The organism is Pseudomonas sp. S1_E05, from assembly GCF_056337105.1.
The window spans coordinates 544,931-562,548 of record NZ_JBFRHM010000001.1 but is presented as its reverse complement, the minus strand read 5'-3'; the positions used below and the strand labels follow the sequence as shown (position 1 = coordinate 562,548).

Here is a 17,618-nt window from a genome sequence, read left to right as displayed (position 1 = left end):
ACGTGTTCTTTATTTATGAATGGAATCATTAAATGAAACCCCCAAGAAAAGTCCCAAGACCCCATACACCGGACGACGGCACAACACCGCGCCGCGAACTGCCGGACGCCTATTTGCCTGGGCGCTTGCCCGATGCCCCGACCGGCACATCAGGAAACAGGCTCCCCGACGCTGAGCCTGGCAACACCCCGCGTCAGCCGCACGTCGAGGTTGCGGATGTGCAGGCTGTCGACGACGTTGTCTCCAGTTCTACCCATTCGACGGCCGACATCACCTTTGTGCCTTCCTTCCTGGTCAACGGCTTGTCTGCGCCCCTGGCCGACGGATTACGCTACGGCAACAGGCGCAGGGTATACGCCGAAATCGAAAATGAAGGGGTTACCCTCGTACGACGTGGCGCCGACGGCGAATATCGGGCGGCCGTGATCAACGAACTGGATGCCTCGGGACCTCTGCTCGAACGGGTTGCAGACACTGCCTTCTGGCGCCGAAAAACCACGGACGAACAACCTGGTCCGAGCAGCCGCAAGCGACCTCGCCTGGACAGCGATTCATCCGACGCCGAAGCCTTGGCCGCCGACTTGCGGGTGGGCACCGCCTCTGCCCTGGATCTTTCTCCAACCCTTTGGCGAAACTGGGGGAGCGAGACAAAACCGTTCGCCGCAGAGTCCGTGCAAATCAATGGGCTTCACTACCCGGTGGTGCCCAACGGCTCGCCGGAGCTCACCCACATCGCTTATCTGCAAAACCCGCGGTTTGCACCTTCGCGCTTTGATGAATTCGAGCACATGCTGCGTACGGACCCGACATTGCAACCACGCTGGGCGTTGAAACGAGATGGCGTCTGGGAAGTACTGGAAAGCAGCCTGCCTTTCGAGAAAAGCCTGAAGGCATCTGTCGTCGAAACGTTCAAGGACTTGTCGGACGCCTCCGTGACCACCGTCGCCAGAACGGTATTCAACCTGGCCAACCATTCCCCGGTGATTAACGCACTGGGCCTGTCGACGATGAAGCAGACTTATCGCAACTGGGCCAGCCCCACTCGCGTGCGCCTGCCTCGAACGGATCTGGCCGACCCGCTGCTGATGCTGCCCACCATTGCGAGAAAACCGGGCAATGGTTGGGTCACACAGCTGCCCGAAGCGTCCAGCGCAACCCTGCGCCGACTGGACTTCGACCCCAATCGGTTCCCCGAGCAGTGGAATACCTTCGTCAACGACCCGTCCAATTTGAACCTCAAGCGGCTGGTCAGCGACGTGCTCGTGCGCAATGGCTACGAGGTATTTCCGTTGTCCAACGAACACCAGGGACCGACGCTGGTGTTCACCCGCCCCAACCATGACTGGGTGTTCTTCCTCAAACTGGGGCGCGTCAATGGGGACGCCATCAAACAAATCACGCCATCCGGCGCCGAGCTTTCCGATCCGCACCTGACATTGCGTATCGGCGAGGCCGCGCGGGACAGACTGCGCACAGCCTATGACCAGAACAAGGTGATGTGGCTGCTGGGCGGTTCCCAGGTGACGGCAACAGGATTTGAATCGGTATTCCTGATCAGGGAAGGCTGATCAGCGCCTTGACGCTCGCCGACGCATCGGCGAGATCAGCCTGGGTGACCAACCGCCCAGGCCCTGCAGTCGACCCCCTCGACGTTCATCCCCATTCACGAGAACACGGCCTCCATGAGACCCAAGAACCCCCTTCGCCCTAAAACGCCTGCTCCTTCGGTCGAAGGCGTACCGATCCCCCGCGACCTGGCACCGGATTACTTGCCCACGCGTCCCGGTCGCTGGCCGGATCAAGGCCTCGACCCACTCGCGGGTCACCCATCGACCGGACACCCGCAAACACCCGGCAGCCAGGCAGCAGTCGTGACCATCAGCGATCTTCCGCCCGAGACCCAGGTGACCCGCGTCTCTGTGGACCACCCCATCAGCAACTATTTCCTGCCCCCCGGGCTGGTGCAGCGGCTGCCCGCCCCGGATCCGAAAACCGGACTGCGATCCATCGTTTCCGGGCGCCATTACATCGACCTTGCAGGGGGCGGCACGGTGCTGCTGGGGACCGATTCCCTGGGCCACCCCCGAGCCCGACAACCGTCGGAGCTGGTGCCCTCCGGCCCCAGGCTCGAGCGTGTGCCGGGTACGCATCAATGGCGCCAGGTGCTGGCGGCTTCCACGCCATGGGAAAGATGGGGGATTTCCCCGCAACAGGCGTCACCCCAGGACATCTACATCGACAACATTTGCTACAGGACACTGCCACGCGGTAACCCGCCAGACCATCCCATCGCCTACATCAAGAACCCTGGGCATGCAGTCTACGATTTCGACCTGCTACAGGCCGTCCTGCGGCACTCTCCCGACCAGCAACCCCGAGGCGCCATCCAGGTTCCGCCGAGCCAGCACTGGGAACTGGACCCGACGCCCCCCTTCGAGCGGACACTGAGTGACTCCGTCGGCCTGCAGTTTCCAGGGCTGAACGAGGCTTCTATCCAGAATATCGCCAGGCGGCAGTTCATTCTCGCCAATGGTGCGGACACCGCCACCGAGGCCGGGATGACCGCGCTGCGGCAAGTGTTCAACGACTGGAAAAACTCGACCCCTACGCCCCGGCCGGAACTGTCCGACCCGTTGCTCATGTTGCCGATCAAGCCCATGACACCGGGCAATGGGGCAGCACGCATCCTGGACTTGCCCAATCCCGCCGATCTGGGGCCGTTGACGCGATTGGCCTTCGATCCCAAAAAATTCCCCAAGGAATGGGACTACTTCACCACCACTCAGTATGCCGGTGACCTCAAGCGCTTCATGAGGAGCCTGTTGATCAGCCACGGCTACTCGGTGTTCGACCCCACGTCCGCACAGACTTTCGCCGCACTGGTGTTTTATCACCCCGGGCATGATTTCCTGTTCCATATGACCTTGCACCGCGTGCACGGCAAACGCGTGCACATCGCCGAAAATGCCAGCGATGGGCTGCTGCCCGTCAGGTTGCCGGAGCTGATCGGGCGACCGGCCATGCAAGCCCTCCAAGAGGCTGATGCAGCGGGCAAGGTGGTCTGGCTCAAGGGTGGCAGTCACCTTTCACTGGATCACGACAGTTCAGTGTTCATCATGCGCACCGACGACCCCAGGAAATAGTCGCCACGCCGATAGCCCGGCGATATCTGCAGGCCAAAAAAAGCCCGCAGTGTGGGCGGGCTAAAAACCAAAGAAGCTCTATGCGCAGTCGCTTCAAGGTAGAGGAAGCTGCTTGGGGGATCAGCTTCCTCGATACGTGGAATAGCTGTATGGAGAAATCAGCAAAGGCACATGGTAGTGGTCCTGTTCGGCAGAAATACCGAAGCGCAGCACCACCACGTCCAGGAAAGCCGGCTCCGGCAGTTGCACACCACGGGCACGGTAATAATCACCGGCGTGGAACTGCACCTGATAAACACCGGTGCGATAGTCATCACCTTGCAGCAACGGTGCATCGACGCGGCCATCGCTGTTGGTGATCGCGCTGGCGACCAGCTCCAGCTGCGCGCCTTCCACGCGGTACAACTCGATCTTGATTGCACTGCCCGGGCAACCGTGTGCAGCGTCCAAAACATGTGTCGTCAAACGTCCCATTGATTCTGCGCGCCTGCTACCTGAAGCAGTTAGGTCACGCGCCTCCCGAAGTCAGTTGAAAGGAGCCCGCACCATTCCGGAGCGCGGAAAGCTGCGGCGAGTGATTAATTAAGACACTTTATGATGAAATTGTACACAATAAAAACGTCCTTTTTTTGCACGTGTAAACACACCTCGCCTTTAAGCTGTAATGAGCCTTGAACCTTAACCATAGTGGGCCTTTCATCAACAAGCTGACCAAGTGGGCAGCTTTTTTGCTAGGGTGTTTCATCGGAATCGGGCGGGTGTCGACGAAAAAATGCAAAAAAGTGGGCTTACAAATTGAATAATAAATTGTATACAATCACTCCATCGCAGTGACGCCGGCCTGATCCACTCAATGAACGGCACGCCACGCAACCCACGAACAAGAAGGAACACTGCAGTGAGCGCTGACTATCCTCGCGACCTGATCGGTTACGGCAGTAACCCTCCGCACCCACACTGGCCGGGCAACGCCCGTATCGCCTTGTCGTTCGTGCTCAATTACGAGGAAGGCGGCGAACGCAACATTCTGCACGGTGACAAGGAATCCGAAGCCTTCCTCTCGGAAATGGTGGCGGCGCAGCCCTACAGGGCGCACGCAACATGAGCATGGAATCGCTTTACGAGTATGGCAGCCGTACTGGCGTCTGGCGGATTCTTAAACTGTTCAGGGAGTACGACATCCCCCTGACCGTCTTCGCCGTGGCCATGGCCGCCCAACGCCACCCGGATGTGATCCGCGCGATGGTTGAGGCCGGTCACGAAATCTGCAGCCATGGCTACCGCTGGATCGACTACCAGTACATGGATGAAGCCCAGGAGCGCGAGCACATGCTCGAGGCGATCCGCATCCTCACCGAGATCACCGGCGAGCGCCCACTGGGCTGGTACACCGGCCGCACCGGCCCGAACACCCGTCGCCTGGTCATGGAAGAAGGCGGTTTCCTCTATGACAGCGACACCTACGACGACGACCTGCCCTACTGGGAACCGAACACCCCGACCGGCAAGCCGCACCTGGTGATCCCGTACACCCTGGACACCAACGACATGCGTTTCACCCAGGTTCAGGGTTTCAACAAGGGCGACGATTTCTTCGAATACCTCAAGGACGCCTTCGACGTGCTGTACGCCGAAGGGGCAGACGAGCCGAAGATGCTGTCGATCGGCCTGCACTGCCGACTGATTGGCCGTCCGGCGCGCCTGGCATCGCTCAAGCGCTTTATCGAATACGCTAAAAGTCATGAACAGGTGTGGTTCAGCCGCCGCGTCGACATCGCCCGCCACTGGCATCAAACCCACCCGTACAAAGGGTCTGCCCAATGAGCACCTTTCAAACTGTCAAACCGTCGACTTTGAGCCGCGACGCCTTTGTCGCCGCTTTTGCCGACATCTACGAACACTCGCCATGGGTCGCCGAAAAGGCCTTCGACCTGGGCCAGGACGCGTCGATCGACCAGATCGAAACCCTGCACCAGCGCATGAGCGACATCCTGTTGAGCGCCGATCATGCCAGCCAACTGGCCCTGATCAACGCTCACCCGGACCTGGCCGGCAAAGCGGCCGTGCAGGGCCAGCTTACCGAAGCCAGCACCAACGAACAGGCTGGCGCCGGTATTCACCAATGCACGGCCGAAGAGTTCCAACGCTTCACCGAGCTGAACGACGCCTACAAGGCCAAGTTCAAGTTTCCCTTCATCATGGCGGTAAAAGGCAGCAACCGGCATCAGATCCTGGCGGCGTTCGAAACGCGCATCCACAACCCGGTCGACACCGAGTTCAAGTGCGCGTTGGCAGAGATCAACAAGATTGCCCTGTTCCGATTACTGACCCTATAGCAAGCCTTGCCCGAGTATCCAGAACGCGAAGATACCCAGGGCACCGCGAGCATCCCAAGCCAACTTATTAAAGGCAGACAAGAAGAATGAAAGCTTACGCCGTACCTTTCGAGAAGTTCGTCAACCTGGCCGACGCCCGCCTGGGCACCAAAATCATCTCGGTCACCGATGACTGGTTCGCCGACGCCAACCGCCTGTTTCAACCGACCCCGGCCGTGTGGAAGGAAGGCGTGTTCGATGACAACGGCAAGTGGATGGACGGATGGGAGTCGCGCCGCAAGCGCTTCGAAGGTTACGACAGCGCGGTAATCCGCCTCGGCGTGCCGGGCTCGATCAAGGGCGTGGACATCGACACCTCATTCTTCACCGGCAATTTCCCTCCGTCGGCCTCCCTGGAAGCCTGCTTCCTGGCCCAAGGCGAGCCAGACGAAAACACCCAGTGGACTGAAGTGCTGTCGGCCGTCGAACTGCAGGGCAACAGCCACCACTACCACGAAATCAACAACGAACAGGCCTTCAGTCACCTGCGCTTCAACATCTACCCGGATGGCGGTGTGGCCCGACTGCGCGTGTACGGCGTGCCATTCCGCGACTGGTCGGCGATTGGCGACAACGAACAGGTCGACCTGGCCGCAGCCCTCAACGGTGGCCGCGCCCTCGCCTGCTCCGACGAACACTTCGGCCGCATGAGCAACATCCTGAACCCGGGCCGTGGCATCAACATGGGCGATGGCTGGGAAACCGCGCGTCGTCGCACGCCGGGCAATGACTGGGTGATCGTCGCCCTGGGCCATGCCGGTGAAGTCGAGAAAGTCATCGTCGACACCCTGCACTTCAAGGGCAACTACCCGGACAGCTGCTCGATCCAGGGCGCGTTCGTGAAAGGCGGAACCGACAGCCAGATCGAAACCCAGTCGTTGTTCTGGCGCGAACTGCTGCCAAGCCAGAAGCTGGAAATGCACGCCGAACACACGTTCGCCGAGCAGATCAAGGCCCTTGGCCCGATCACCCACATCCGCCTGAATGTGTTCCCGGATGGTGGGGTCAGTCGTTTGCGTGTTTTGGGCAAGGTCGCGAAGTAAGCGTTGAACCCAATCGAGGGCAAGCCCGCTCCTACAGACGACCTGAACGCCACACCCCCTGTAGGAGCGGGCTTGCCCGCGATAGCAATAGAACAGTCAAAATAGAATTCGGAAAAAAACAGCATGCGCACACTGATGATTGAACCGCTGACCAAAGAAGCCTTCGCCCCTTTCGGTGACGTGATCGAAACCGACGGCAGCGACCACTTCATGATCAACAACGGTTCGACCATGCGCTTTCACAAACTGGCGACGGTCGAGACCGCCACGCCAGAGGACACCGCGATCATCAGCATCTTCCGCGCCGACGCGCAGGACATGCCGCTGACCGTGAGCATGCTGGAGCGCCATCCGCTGGGCAGCCAGGCTTTCATTCCGCTGCTCGGCAATCCCTTTCTGATCGTGGTCGCGCCCCTTGGCGATGCACCTGTATCAGGTTTGGTCCGCGCCTTCGTCACCAACGGCAGGCAGGGCATCAATTACCATCGCGGCGTTTGGCACCACCCGGTGCTGACGATCGAAAAGCGGGATGACTTCCTGGTGGTTGATCGCAGTGGCACAGGCAATAACTGCGATGAGCATTTCTTCAAAGAGGATGAGCGTTTGATCCTCGCCCCCCACCAATAAGAGAAGGTCTGATCACTCGACAACAAGAGTGACAGGCGAGAGGTAAAGACTGTGGAAGCACATCTGTTGGAATGGCTGAACCTGAGCATTCGCTGGGTTCATATGATTACCGGTGTGGCCTGGATCGGCGCGTCGTTCTATTTCGTCTGGTTGGAAAACAACCTCAACCGGGTCAACCCGAAGAGCGGTCTGGCTGGCGACTTGTGGGCGATTCACGGCGGCGGCATCTATCACTTGGAAAAATACAAACTGGCCCCTCCCTCAATGCCGGATAACCTGCACTGGTTCAAATGGGAAGCCTATTTCACCTGGATGTCGGGGATCGCGCTGCTGTGCGTGGTGTTCTACGCCAATCCGACGCTTTACCTGTTGGCTCCGGGCAGCACCCTGAGCGGCCCTGAAGGCGTGGCCATCGGTCTTGGCTCGCTGTTCATCGGCTGGTTCGTCTACTCATTCCTTTGCGACTCGGCCCTGGGCAAACGCCCTGCCCTGCTCGGCTTCATCCTGTTCGTGCTGATCATCGGCGCCGCCTACGGCTTCAGCAAGGTGTTCAGTGGCCGTGGTGCGTACCTGCACGTTGGCGCGCTCATCGGCACCATCATGGTCGGCAACGTATTCCGCATCATCATGCCGGCGCAACGTGCATTGGTCGCGGCGATCGCCGAGAATCGCACGCCAGACCCTGCACTGCCAGCCAAGGGCCTGCTGCGTTCGCGTCACAACAACTACTTCACCCTGCCAGTGCTGTTCATCATGATCAGCAACCACTTCCCGAGCACCTACGGCAGCCAGTACAACTGGTTGATCCTGGCCGGGATCGCGATTTTTGCGGTACTGGTGCGTCATTACTTCAACACCCGCCATGACAGCCACAAGTTCGCCTGGACCCTGCCGGTGGCAGCGGTGGGCATGATCTGCCTGGCCTACGTGACCGGTCCGAAGCCGATGTCCAGCGCCCCGGAAGTGGCCAAGGCACCCGCAGCCATCGAGTACCAGCCTTTGCCGGAAACAGCAGTGGGCGGAGGGTTGAAACCGGCCGAAGCCAAACCTGCACAAGCACCTGCCGCGGCTCCGGCTCAGGCATCCAATGCCGGTCCTGGCTTCGACAAGGTACACAGTGTGATTCAGGAACGTTGCGCGGTATGCCACTCGGCCAAACCGACCAGCCCGCTGTTCAGCGCGGCGCCGGCCGGCGTGATGTTCGACACCCCCGAGCAGATCCGCCAGAACGCGGCGCGGATCCAGGCCCAGGCGGTTGCCACCCAGATCATGCCGCTGGGCAACATCACCCAAATGACCCAACAAGAGCGTGATTTGATTGGGGCGTGGATTGTCCAGGGTGCGCAGACCAATTAAGCCGTAAAAGCTCGCTCCCCCAGGAAACGAAATCCCCCTGTAGGAGCGAGCTTGCTCGCGATGAGGTCAATGGATTCAACATCACATTGCCTGACCTGACGCGTTCGCGAGCAAGTCGAATCGTCGCACCGCCGCTCCCACCGGGGCTGCTTGATGCAAAACACACAAGAATAAAAAAGATCCGAGGTGTTGCATGTCCGAGCTCTCCAAAGCACGCATCCCCGACGCACCCGCCATCCAGCGCTTGCCCCTTTTGCAACTGATCCTGGTCGGTCTGCAACACGTCTTGCTCATGTACGGCGGTGCCATCGCGGTGCCGTTGATCATCGGACAGGCTGCAGGCCTGAATCGTGAAGAAATCGCCTTCCTGATCAATGCCGACCTGCTGGTGGCCGGCATTGCGACCATCGTGCAATCCCTGGGTATCGGTCCCATGGGCATCCGCATGCCGGTCATGATGGGCGCCAGTTTTGCCGCTGTCGGCAGCATGGTCGCCATGGCGGGCATGCCCGGTATCGGCCTGCAAGGAATTTTCGGTGCCACCATCGCCGCCGGTTTCTTCGGCATGCTCATCGCACCCTTCATGTCCAAAGTCGTGCGTTTCTTCCCGCCGCTCGTGACTGGCACAGTGATCACCTCGATCGGTTTGTCGCTGTTTCCCGTCGCCGTGAATTGGGCAGGCGGCGGCGCAGGCAATGTGCAATTCGGCTCGCCCATCTACCTGGCCATCGCTGCACTGGTGCTGGTCACCATCCTGTTGGTCCATCGTTTCATGCGCGGGTTCTGGGTCAACATTTCCGTGCTGATCGGCATGTGCCTGGGCTACACCATTTGCGGCGTGATCGGCATGGTCGACCTGAGTGGAATGGCCCGGGCGCCCTGGTTGCAAGTGGTCACCCCGCTGCATTTCGGCGTGCCCAAGTTCGAGCTCGCGCCAATCCTGTCGATGTGCCTGGTGGTGGTGATCATCTTCGTCGAGTCCACCGGCATGTTCCTGGCACTGGGCAAGATCACCGGCCAGGAAGTCTGCCCCCGGATGCTGCGTCGCGGCCTGCTGTGTGATGCCGGCGCATCGTTCTTCGCCGGGTTCTTCAACACCTTCACCCACTCCTCGTTCGCCCAGAACATCGGTCTGGTGCAGATGACCGGTGTGCGCTGCCGTTCGGTGACCATCGTCGCCGGCGGCCTGCTGATCGTCCTCAGCCTGCTGCCCAAGGCTGCATTCCTGGTGGCCTCGATTCCGCCGGCGGTGCTCGGCGGAGCAGCGATTGCAATGTTCGGCATGGTCGCCGCTACGGGCATCAAGATTCTTCAGGAGGCCGACATTGCCGACCGGCGCAACCAGTTGCTGGTGGCCGTCAGCATCGGCATGGGCCTGATCCCGGTGGTGCGTCCGGAGTTTTTCGCCCATCTGCCGTTATGGATGAGCCCGATCACCCACAGCGGTATCGCCATGGCCACGATCAGCGCGCTCATGCTCAACCTGCTATTCAACATCCTCGGTGGCCGGGAGCGGGCAGCGAACAACCTGGCCACTGAACACACTTGATCCTCTGCAGGCGCGAGCACCCTCGCACTGCAATCAGCAACACCGCGGGCAAAGGCGGCCGCATGACACTTGAGACCTGGCCAACTAGTCAGTATTCTCCGCGGCCGCCCGAATCCGCATTGAAAAAACCGCCGATTTAACGCCACAAAAAAAGCGCCGCACCAGAGCGCTGACTTCAAAAAAACTACGTGAAACACCTACCTTTTGGGAGCAACCGAATGAAACGTACGTGCACCAGCCTGATGCTGGCCGGATCCCTCCTGGCCGGTGGCCAGGCCATGGCCGGCGATTTGCTGCAATGGCAGGACAACAGCCTGACCTACCTGTATGGCAAGGACTTCCAGGTCAACCCGCGCATTCAGCAGACGGTAACGTTCGAACACGCCGATGGCTGGAAATACGGCGACAACTTCTTCTTCATCGACAAGATTTTCTACAACGGCAAGGAAGACGCCTTTGCCGGCGAGAACACTCACTACGGCGAGTTCAGCCCACGCCTGTCGTTCGGCAAGATCTTCGACCAGAAACTCGAGTTCGGCCCGGTCAAGGACGTGCTGCTGGCCATGACCTATGAGTTCGGTGAAAACGACACCGAGTCGTACCTGATCGGCCCGGGCTTCGACCTGGCCATTCCCGGCTTCGACTATTTCCAACTCAACTTCTACAACCGCCACACCGAAGGCAGCCGTGCGGGTGACGATGTCTGGCAGATCACGCCGGTCTGGTCCTACACCATCCCGGTGGGCGGCTCGAACATTCTGATCGACGGTTTCATGGACTGGGTGGTCGACAACGACGTCAACAAAAAAGGCGAATACCACGCCAACCTGCACTTCAACCCGCAGATCAAGTACGACCTGGGCAAGGCGCTGAACCTGGGCGAGAAGCAGTTGTATGTGGGTGTCGAATACGACTACTGGAAGAACAAGTACGGGATCGAGGACAGCGAAGGCTTCAAGACCGACCAGAGCGTGACCAGCTTCCTGGTCAAGGTGCACTTCTGATCTGACGGTATCCCCCCTGTAGGAGCGAGCTTGCTCGCGATGAACCCGTAAGCGCCGCTGGGCATCAGACGCCCCGCGTCATCGTTGACGACCATCGCGACGGTTCGACGCCTCGACAAGCTCGCTCCTACAGGATCTGCGTCGTTCCCTGTGGGAGCGAGCTTGTCGAGGCGTCGAACCGTCGCGATGGCCGCACCGCAGGTATCAGGCCGATAGAACCGGCTCAGGCAACCCCAAAAACCTGCACAACTCATCTTTCTTGGCCAGCGCATCGCGCCGTCCCAAGTCGATCAATTCGCTGCAATACCCCGCCTCGAACAACAGATAACTCAACACCCCTGCCCCACTCGTCTTCGTCGCCCCCGGACCGCGCAGGAACAGGCGCAGTGCCGCTGGCATTTCCTGGCGGTGACGTGCAGCGATTTCATCGATCGGCTGACTCGGGGAAATCACCAACACCTCTACAGGCGCCACCCCCAGCGTGCGCACCGGCGTGCCATCGGGCATGAGGTGGCTGAACTGGTTCAAGCGCTGCAAGAGTTCGATGTCGCTTTCCAGGCTGTCAATGAACGTGCTGTTGAGCATGTGCCCGCCGATCTGCGCCAGGGTGGGTTGCTGCCCGGTGTAGGCGCGTTGCAGCGGTTGGTCGGGATCGACGCCCCGGGGGTTGCCGCTCACCCCCACCACCAGCACGCGACTGGCACCCAGGTGCAGGGCCGGACTGATCGGCGCCGACTGGCGCACCGCGCCATCGCCAAAAAACTCTTCGCCGATCTTCACCGGGGCGAACAGCAGCGGGATCGCTGAACTGGCGAGCAAGTGCTCCACGGACAATTGCGCCGGCACGCCGATCCGCCGATGCCGCAGCCAGGCGTCGATGGTGCCGCCGCCCTGATAAAAGGTCACCGCCTGGCCAGACTCATAACCGAAAGCGGTGACCGCCACGGCTTTCAATTGTTGTTGCGCGATGGACTCGGCGATGCCGCCCATGTGCAGCTTGTCGTTGAGCAAGTCACGCAGCGGCGAGCTGTTGAGCAACGCCACCGGGACCTGGGAACCCAGGCCCAATAAGCTGTGCCCTACAAAACGGCTGGCCTGGCGGATCACTCCCGGCCAGTCGCTGCGCAGGACCAGATGGCTGCGAAAGCCCTGCCAGAAGGCAGTGAGGCGCTCGATGGCGCTACGGAAATCAGTCGCGCCGCTGGCCAGGCTGACCGCGTTGATTGCCCCGGCGGAGGTGCCTACGATCACTGGGAACGGGTTGTCGGCACCCAACGGCAGGAGTTCGGCGATGGCCGCCAGCACTCCGACCTGATAGGCCGCCCGAGATCCGCCGCCGGAGAGGATCAAGCCTGTAACCGGTTCGCCTCGACTCATTCACAACACTCCATGTGGCGGGATCGGATGTTACTTGCCATACAGCCAGACGCCCCGCGGTGTCTGTCGTCCATCGCGAGCGTGCTCGCTCCTGCAGGGGACGCAAGGTCAATCGCGTTTGGCGTAGAGTTTGGGCTCGCCCGGTGGGCGGCTCTTGAAACGGCGGTGCGCCCACAGGTATTGCTCCGGACAATCGCGCAGTACGCCCTCGATCCACTGGTTGATGCGCAGGCAGTCCTCTTCTTCGGTCTCGCCGGGGAAGCCTTCCAGCGGTGGATGGATCTCCAGTCGATAACCGCTGCCGTCCGCCAGACGCTCCTGGGTGAACGGCACCACCAGGGCCTTGCCCAGCCGGGCAAACTTGCTGGTAGCGGTCACCGTCGCGGCCTGGATGCCGAACAACGGCACGAAGATGCTCTGCTTGGCGCCGTAGTCCTGATCCGGTGCGTACCAGATCGCCCGGCCAGCCCGCAGCAGCTTGAGCATGCCGCGCACATCCTCACGTTCCACGGCCAGCGAGTCGAGGTTGTGGCGCTCGCGCCCGTTGCGCTGTACGTAATCGAACAATGGGTTTTTATGCTCGCGGTACATGCCGTCGATGGTGTGCTGCTGCCCCAGCAGCGCCGCGCCGATTTCAAGGGTGGTGAAGTGCACAGCCATCAGGATCACGCCCTTGCCTTCGCGCTGGGCCTTTTGCAGGTGCTCAAGCCCTTCCACATGGGCGAGTTTTGCCAGGCGCTCGCGCGACCACCACCAGCTCATGGCCATTTCAAAGAAAGCAATGCCAGTCGACGCGAAGTTCTCCTTGAGCAGGCGCTTGCGCTCGGCGGCGGACTTTTCCGGGAAGCACAGCTCGAGATTACGTCGTGCAATACTCCGCCGGTCACCGGCCACGCGATACATCAGGGCCCCCAGCACGCGACCAATGAACAGCAACGCCGGGTAAGGCAATTGGACGATCAGCCACAACAGTCCCAGGCCGCACCACAGCGGCCAGAAACGCGGCATCAGAAATGTTTTTTTAAAACTCGGGCGATCCATTAAATGTTCCGCAAAGACAGTGGCCGCGCATTCTACATCGTTCGACCCGGCTTGCGGCTGGCGAGCGTTCTCGTTATAAGTCTCGGCACTTTTAGCGACAAGCCGTTGTATGCCGACCATGAGCCAAATCGAATCGCAAGACCAGGATCCCGTGTTCCAGTTAAAGGGCAGCATGCTGGCCATTACCGTGCTGGAACTGGCCCGCAACGACCTCGACAGCCTCGATCGGCAACTGGCCGCCAAGGTCGCCCAGGCGCCCGGTTTCTTCAGTAACGCGCCGCTGGTCCTGGCACTGGACAAACTCCCGGCCGGCGAAGGTACGGTCGATCTGCCAGGCCTGATGCGCATTTGCCGCCAGCATGGGCTGCGCACCCTGGCCATCCGCGCCAGCCGCATCGAAGACATCGCGGCGGCCATTGCCGTCGACCTGCCGGTATTGCCACCCTCCGGCGCTCGTGAGCGTGCACTGGACCCACAGGAAGTCGCCGCGCCAAAAAAACCGGAAAAACCGCCGGAGCCTTCGATCAAACCGACCAAAGTCATCACTTCGCCAGTACGTGGCGGCCAGCAGATCTATGCCCAGGGCAGCGACCTGGTCGTGATCTCTTCGGTCAGCCCGGGGGCGGAACTTCTCGCCGATGGCAACATCCATGTATACGGCGCGATGCGTGGTCGCGTGCTGGCTGGCGTGAAAGGTGATACGAAGGCCAGGATTTTCTGTCAGCAGATGACCGCCGAGCTGATCTCCATCGCCGGCCATTACAAGGTTTCGGAAGATCTGCGCCGCGATCCTTTGTGGGGTTCGGGTGTTCAGGTCAGCCTGTCCGGTGATGTGTTGAACATCATTCGGCTTTAACGGATACTGCCGCATTTTCCAAGCATCTCTAAAACGTAGCGAAAACGGCTCAAACGAAGTAGGAAAATGGTCAAAACCAGTGTTTGCCAACGGTAAGCGCGGCCAGGACCGGATTCCAGCCAAGGCTGTCCGACTGTAGTCGTTTTTTTCAAGAGATGTTTTTCAGGGACCAGAAGTCCTTTTTCCTTAGGGGTGAAACACCTTGGCCAAGATTCTAGTGGTTACATCCGGCAAGGGTGGTGTGGGTAAGACCACCACCAGTGCTGCTATCGGTACCGGCCTCGCACTGCGCGGCCACAAGACTGTAATCGTCGACTTCGACGTCGGCTTGCGTAACCTCGACCTGATCATGGGTTGCGAGCGTCGCGTGGTGTATGACTTCGTCAACGTGGTGAACGGCGAAGCCAACCTGCAACAAGCCCTGATCAAAGACAAACGCCTGGAAAACCTCTACGTACTGGCCGCCAGTCAGACTCGCGACAAAGACGCGCTGACTGTCGAAGGCGTGGAAAAAGTCCTGATGCAGCTCAAGGAAGACTTCGAGTTCGTGGTCTGCGACTCCCCTGCCGGCATCGAGAAAGGCGCCCACCTGGCCATGTACTTCGCCGATGAGGCGATCGTCGTGACCAACCCTGAAGTGTCATCGGTACGTGACTCCGACCGCATGCTCGGCCTGTTGGCCAGCAAGTCCCGTCGCGCCGAACGCGGTGAAGACCCGATCAAGGAACATTTGCTGATCACCCGTTACCACCCGGAGCGTGTGAGCAAAGGCGAAATGCTCGGTGTAGAAGACGTCAAGGAAATCCTTTCGGTGACCCTGCTCGGCGTGATCCCGGAATCCCAGGCGGTGCTCAAGGCCTCCAACCAGGGCGTGCCGGTGATTCTCGACGACCAGAGCGATGCCGGCCAGGCTTACAGCGATACCGTTGACCGCCTGCTGGGCAAGACCGTGGACCATCGATTCCTTGATGTACAGAAGAAGGGATTCTTCGAGCGCCTGTTTGGAGGCAACTAAGCAATGAACCTTTTTGACTTCTTTCGTGCCAACAAAAAGCAAAGCACCGCGTCGGTAGCGAAAGAGCGTCTACAGATCATCGTGGCGCATGAACGCGGCCAACGCAGTACACCGGACTACCTGCCCGCCTTGCAGAAGGAATTGGTGGAGGTGATCCGCAAGTACGTCAATATCGGGTCCGATGACGTGCATGTCGCCCTGGAGAACCAGGGTAGCTGCTCGATTCTGGAGCTCAATATCACCCTGCCAGATCGCTGAGTCGACCTGGCTGGAGCCACGGCGGCTCAGGCCTTTCGGGCTTTTGCGTGGGAGCGAGCCTGCTCGCGAGGGTGTATCAGTCAGTGCTGAATCAACTGACACCCCTCGCGAGCAGGCTCGCTCCCACATGAATGCTTCGAGAGCCTGAGCCGCCGTTGGCGTTTGTTACGAGACTGTTTTAATGCCGCTGTCCAACATCCGTATCATCCATCAGGACGCCGCCGTATTGGTGGTGGATAAACCGACCCTGTTGCTGTCCGTTCCTGGCCGGGCCGACGACAACAAGGACTGCCTGATCACCCGCCTGCAGGAAAACGGCTACCCCGAAGCTCGCATCGTCCATCGACTGGACTGGGAAACCTCGGGCATTATCCTGCTGGCCCGCGACCCGGACACCCATCGCGAACTGTCACGGCAGTTTCACGATCGCGAAACAGAGAAGGCCTACACTGCGCTTTGCTGGGGGCAACCGGAACTGGACAGCGGCAGCATCGACCTGCCCTTGCGCTACGATCCCCCCACCAAGCCACGCCACGTGGTGGACCACGAGCAGGGCAAACACGCCCTGACCTTCTGGCGCATTCTCGAGCGCTGCGGCGATTGGTGCCGGGTGGAACTGACGCCGATCACCGGCCGCTCCCACCAGTTGCGCGTGCACATGCTCTCTATCGGTCACCCGTTGCTGGGCGACGGGCTCTATGCCCATGAGCAGGCGTTGGCTGCATGGCCGCGACTGTGCCTGCACGCAAGCATGCTCAGCTTCACTCACCCGCAAACGGGCGAACGCTTGCGTTTCGAGTGCCCAGCACCGTTTTGAGCACTGCCTGTCGTGACGTTGTTCGCTTTAGCAAAAGGAATATTCAAGAATGAGTTGCACTGATTTCCCTGCCGTCAGGAAAACCCAAAACCAGTTGCTGTATCTGATCTACGGGGACCAGGCCGTTTACCGGCGCGAAGCCAAGTTCAGCATTTTGACGGCGCTGTCCCACGCAAAGAGCGGCAAGCTGCCGAGCATCAGGATCCTCACGGATCGCCCGCAGGACTATGCAGGCTGGCCAGTCGAGACCATCACCCTGACCCCGCAGATATTGGCCCGGTGGCAAGGCGAAAACGGTTATCACCATCGCCGCAAGGCCTGCGCCATGGCGGCAGGCCTGCACCTGGCGGAAAAAACCCTGTTCGTCGACACCGACACGCTGTTCCTGCGCGACCCGAACCTGATCTTCAGCCAGATCCAGCCAGGGCAGTACCTGATGGACTGCCTGGAGTACCAATGGCAAGAGGTCTGCGAGCGCCCCGAATACCACAAGCTCGGCGAGTGCCTGCATGCGCACGGCGTCAGCGCAAACACCGGCTTCAAACTGTACAACAGCGGGCTCTGCGGCCTGACCGATACCGATGCGCCATTACTGGAAGATTCGATCCGCTACATCGACGAATGGACTCGGGGTGAATTCGACGTCCACACCATCGAGCAGATCGCCCTGTCATTCGCCATGCGCGACAAACCAGTGCGCGAGGCGAACAAGCACATCTATCACTACTTCGCGGAAAAACGCTTTTTCCATGAAATGCACAGGTTCTTCTTTGCGCAGCATGGCGAACAATTCAGCCCGCAACTGGTGCAATGGTGCCGCGATGTTCCCCGTATCAAGCCGTATCCGACCGCCTGGCAGCGCCTGAAAATCAAATGGAAAGTGCGCAAGCACAAAGGCGCGCTGAAGAAGATCGGTCGCGACCTGCTGTATGGCAGCGCGGTGCCCGAGGATCCGTACTACGCCGCTTGCCGCCACGAATGGTGGGAATCGGCCTCGCGGGAAATCCTGCGCTGGGACAGAGCCCGACAAAAAGCGCTTCTGCGCTCCCATCAAGACAAATGGCCGCAGCAATTGCCGCGACCGCAAAAGCCCGAGGATGAGCAGATCATCATGGCTTACCTGAAAAAGCGGATCGTCAACAGGGGTTGATGCGTTG

At 60.1% G+C, this 17,618-nt stretch carries 16 protein-coding genes and 1 pseudogene; 14 read left to right on the top strand and 3 right to left on the bottom strand.

What is annotated here, in order from left to right; genetic code table 11:
• The first annotated feature begins 32 nt into the window (after positions 1–32).
• Together AB4N33_RS02440 and AB4N33_RS02435 are read left to right on the top strand one after the other, a co-directional pair.
• Positions 33–1,568, top strand: a complete 1,536-nt coding sequence (locus AB4N33_RS02440) for a hypothetical protein (protein WP_476456334.1) — start codon at positions 33–35, stop codon at positions 1,566–1,568.
• A gap of 114 nt (positions 1,569–1,682) precedes the next feature.
• Positions 1,683–3,143, top strand: coding sequence for a hypothetical protein (locus tag AB4N33_RS02435; RefSeq protein WP_476456333.1), 1,461 nt, complete (start codon positions 1,683–1,685; stop codon positions 3,141–3,143).
• Between the two features lie 120 nt (positions 3,144–3,263).
• On the opposite strand, the gene uraH is transcribed toward AB4N33_RS02435, so the two are convergent.
• Positions 3,264–3,617 carry a hydroxyisourate hydrolase gene (gene uraH, locus AB4N33_RS02430; protein WP_476456332.1) on the bottom strand — a complete coding sequence of 118 codons (354 nt, stop codon included), beginning with the start codon at positions 3,615–3,617 and terminating at the stop codon, positions 3,264–3,266.
• Positions 3,618–4,041: 424 nt separating this feature from the next.
• Between uraH and puuE the strand changes: the two are divergent.
• The 7 genes and pseudogenes from puuE to AB4N33_RS02395 all read left to right on the top strand — a co-directional run bounded on the left by puuE (position 4,042) and on the right by AB4N33_RS02395 (position 11,097).
• Positions 4,042–4,967 (top strand): annotated as a pseudogene (gene puuE / locus AB4N33_RS02425) (allantoinase PuuE).
• Entirely contained in the window at positions 4,964–5,479 is a 516-nt protein-coding gene (uraD, locus tag AB4N33_RS02420) for a 2-oxo-4-hydroxy-4-carboxy-5-ureidoimidazoline decarboxylase (RefSeq protein WP_460122706.1), read from the top strand. Before puuE ends, uraD begins: the two are co-directional and overlap by 4 nt.
• Positions 5,480–5,565: 86 nt before the next feature.
• Entirely contained in the window at positions 5,566–6,561 is a 996-nt protein-coding gene (alc, locus tag AB4N33_RS02415; RefSeq protein WP_476456331.1) for an allantoicase, read from the top strand.
• Between the two features lie 123 nt (positions 6,562–6,684).
• Positions 6,685–7,188 carry an ureidoglycolate lyase gene (locus AB4N33_RS02410; protein ID WP_460122703.1) on the top strand — a complete coding sequence of 168 codons (504 nt, stop codon included), beginning with the start codon at positions 6,685–6,687 and terminating at the stop codon, positions 7,186–7,188.
• Between the two features lie 51 nt (positions 7,189–7,239).
• Positions 7,240–8,544 carry a urate hydroxylase PuuD gene (locus AB4N33_RS02405; RefSeq protein WP_460122701.1) on the top strand — a complete coding sequence of 435 codons (1,305 nt, stop codon included), beginning with the start codon at positions 7,240–7,242 and terminating at the stop codon, positions 8,542–8,544.
• A 193-nt stretch (positions 8,545–8,737) separates the two neighbouring features.
• Positions 8,738–10,093 (top strand): nucleobase:cation symporter-2 family protein, encoded by a 1,356-nt coding sequence (locus AB4N33_RS02400; protein ID WP_476456330.1) that lies wholly within the window; start codon positions 8,738–8,740, stop codon positions 10,091–10,093.
• A 218-nt stretch (positions 10,094–10,311) separates the two neighbouring features.
• The gene (locus AB4N33_RS02395) at positions 10,312–11,097 is read left to right on the top strand and encodes an outer membrane protein OmpK (RefSeq protein WP_460122697.1); all 786 of its coding nucleotides are present in this window, start codon (positions 10,312–10,314) and stop codon (positions 11,095–11,097) included.
• A gap of 204 nt (positions 11,098–11,301) precedes the next feature.
• On the opposite strand, the gene AB4N33_RS02390 is transcribed toward AB4N33_RS02395, so the two are convergent.
• Both AB4N33_RS02390 and AB4N33_RS02385 read right to left on the bottom strand, forming a co-directional pair.
• Positions 11,302–12,474 (bottom strand): patatin-like phospholipase family protein, encoded by a 1,173-nt coding sequence (locus AB4N33_RS02390; protein WP_476456329.1) that lies wholly within the window; start codon positions 12,472–12,474, stop codon positions 11,302–11,304.
• A 108-nt stretch (positions 12,475–12,582) separates the two neighbouring features.
• Positions 12,583–13,515 (bottom strand): lipid A biosynthesis lauroyl acyltransferase, encoded by a 933-nt coding sequence (locus tag AB4N33_RS02385; RefSeq protein WP_476456328.1) that lies wholly within the window; start codon positions 13,513–13,515, stop codon positions 12,583–12,585.
• 118 nt (positions 13,516–13,633) lie between these two features.
• On the opposite strand from AB4N33_RS02385, the gene minC reads away from it, so the two are divergent.
• The 5 genes from minC to AB4N33_RS02360 all read left to right on the top strand — a co-directional run bounded on the left by minC (position 13,634) and on the right by AB4N33_RS02360 (position 17,611).
• Positions 13,634–14,371 (top strand): septum site-determining protein MinC, encoded by a 738-nt coding sequence (gene minC / locus AB4N33_RS02380; protein WP_460122692.1) that lies wholly within the window; start codon positions 13,634–13,636, stop codon positions 14,369–14,371.
• Between the two features lie 202 nt (positions 14,372–14,573).
• A complete protein-coding gene (gene minD, locus AB4N33_RS02375; protein WP_007974946.1) occupies positions 14,574–15,386 on the top strand; it encodes a septum site-determining protein MinD in 813 nt (270 codons plus the stop codon).
• A 3-nt stretch (positions 15,387–15,389) separates the two neighbouring features.
• Entirely contained in the window at positions 15,390–15,644 is a 255-nt protein-coding gene (minE, locus tag AB4N33_RS02370; protein ID WP_027620024.1) for a cell division topological specificity factor MinE, read from the top strand.
• Positions 15,645–15,825: 181 nt separating this feature from the next.
• On the top strand, positions 15,826–16,461 hold the full coding sequence (locus AB4N33_RS02365) for an RluA family pseudouridine synthase (RefSeq protein WP_460122688.1): 636 nt from the start codon (positions 15,826–15,828) through the stop codon (positions 16,459–16,461).
• A gap of 49 nt (positions 16,462–16,510) precedes the next feature.
• Positions 16,511–17,611 carry a hypothetical protein gene (locus AB4N33_RS02360; protein ID WP_476456327.1) on the top strand — a complete coding sequence of 367 codons (1,101 nt, stop codon included), beginning with the start codon at positions 16,511–16,513 and terminating at the stop codon, positions 17,609–17,611.
• The last annotated feature ends 7 nt before the right edge of the window (positions 17,612–17,618 follow it).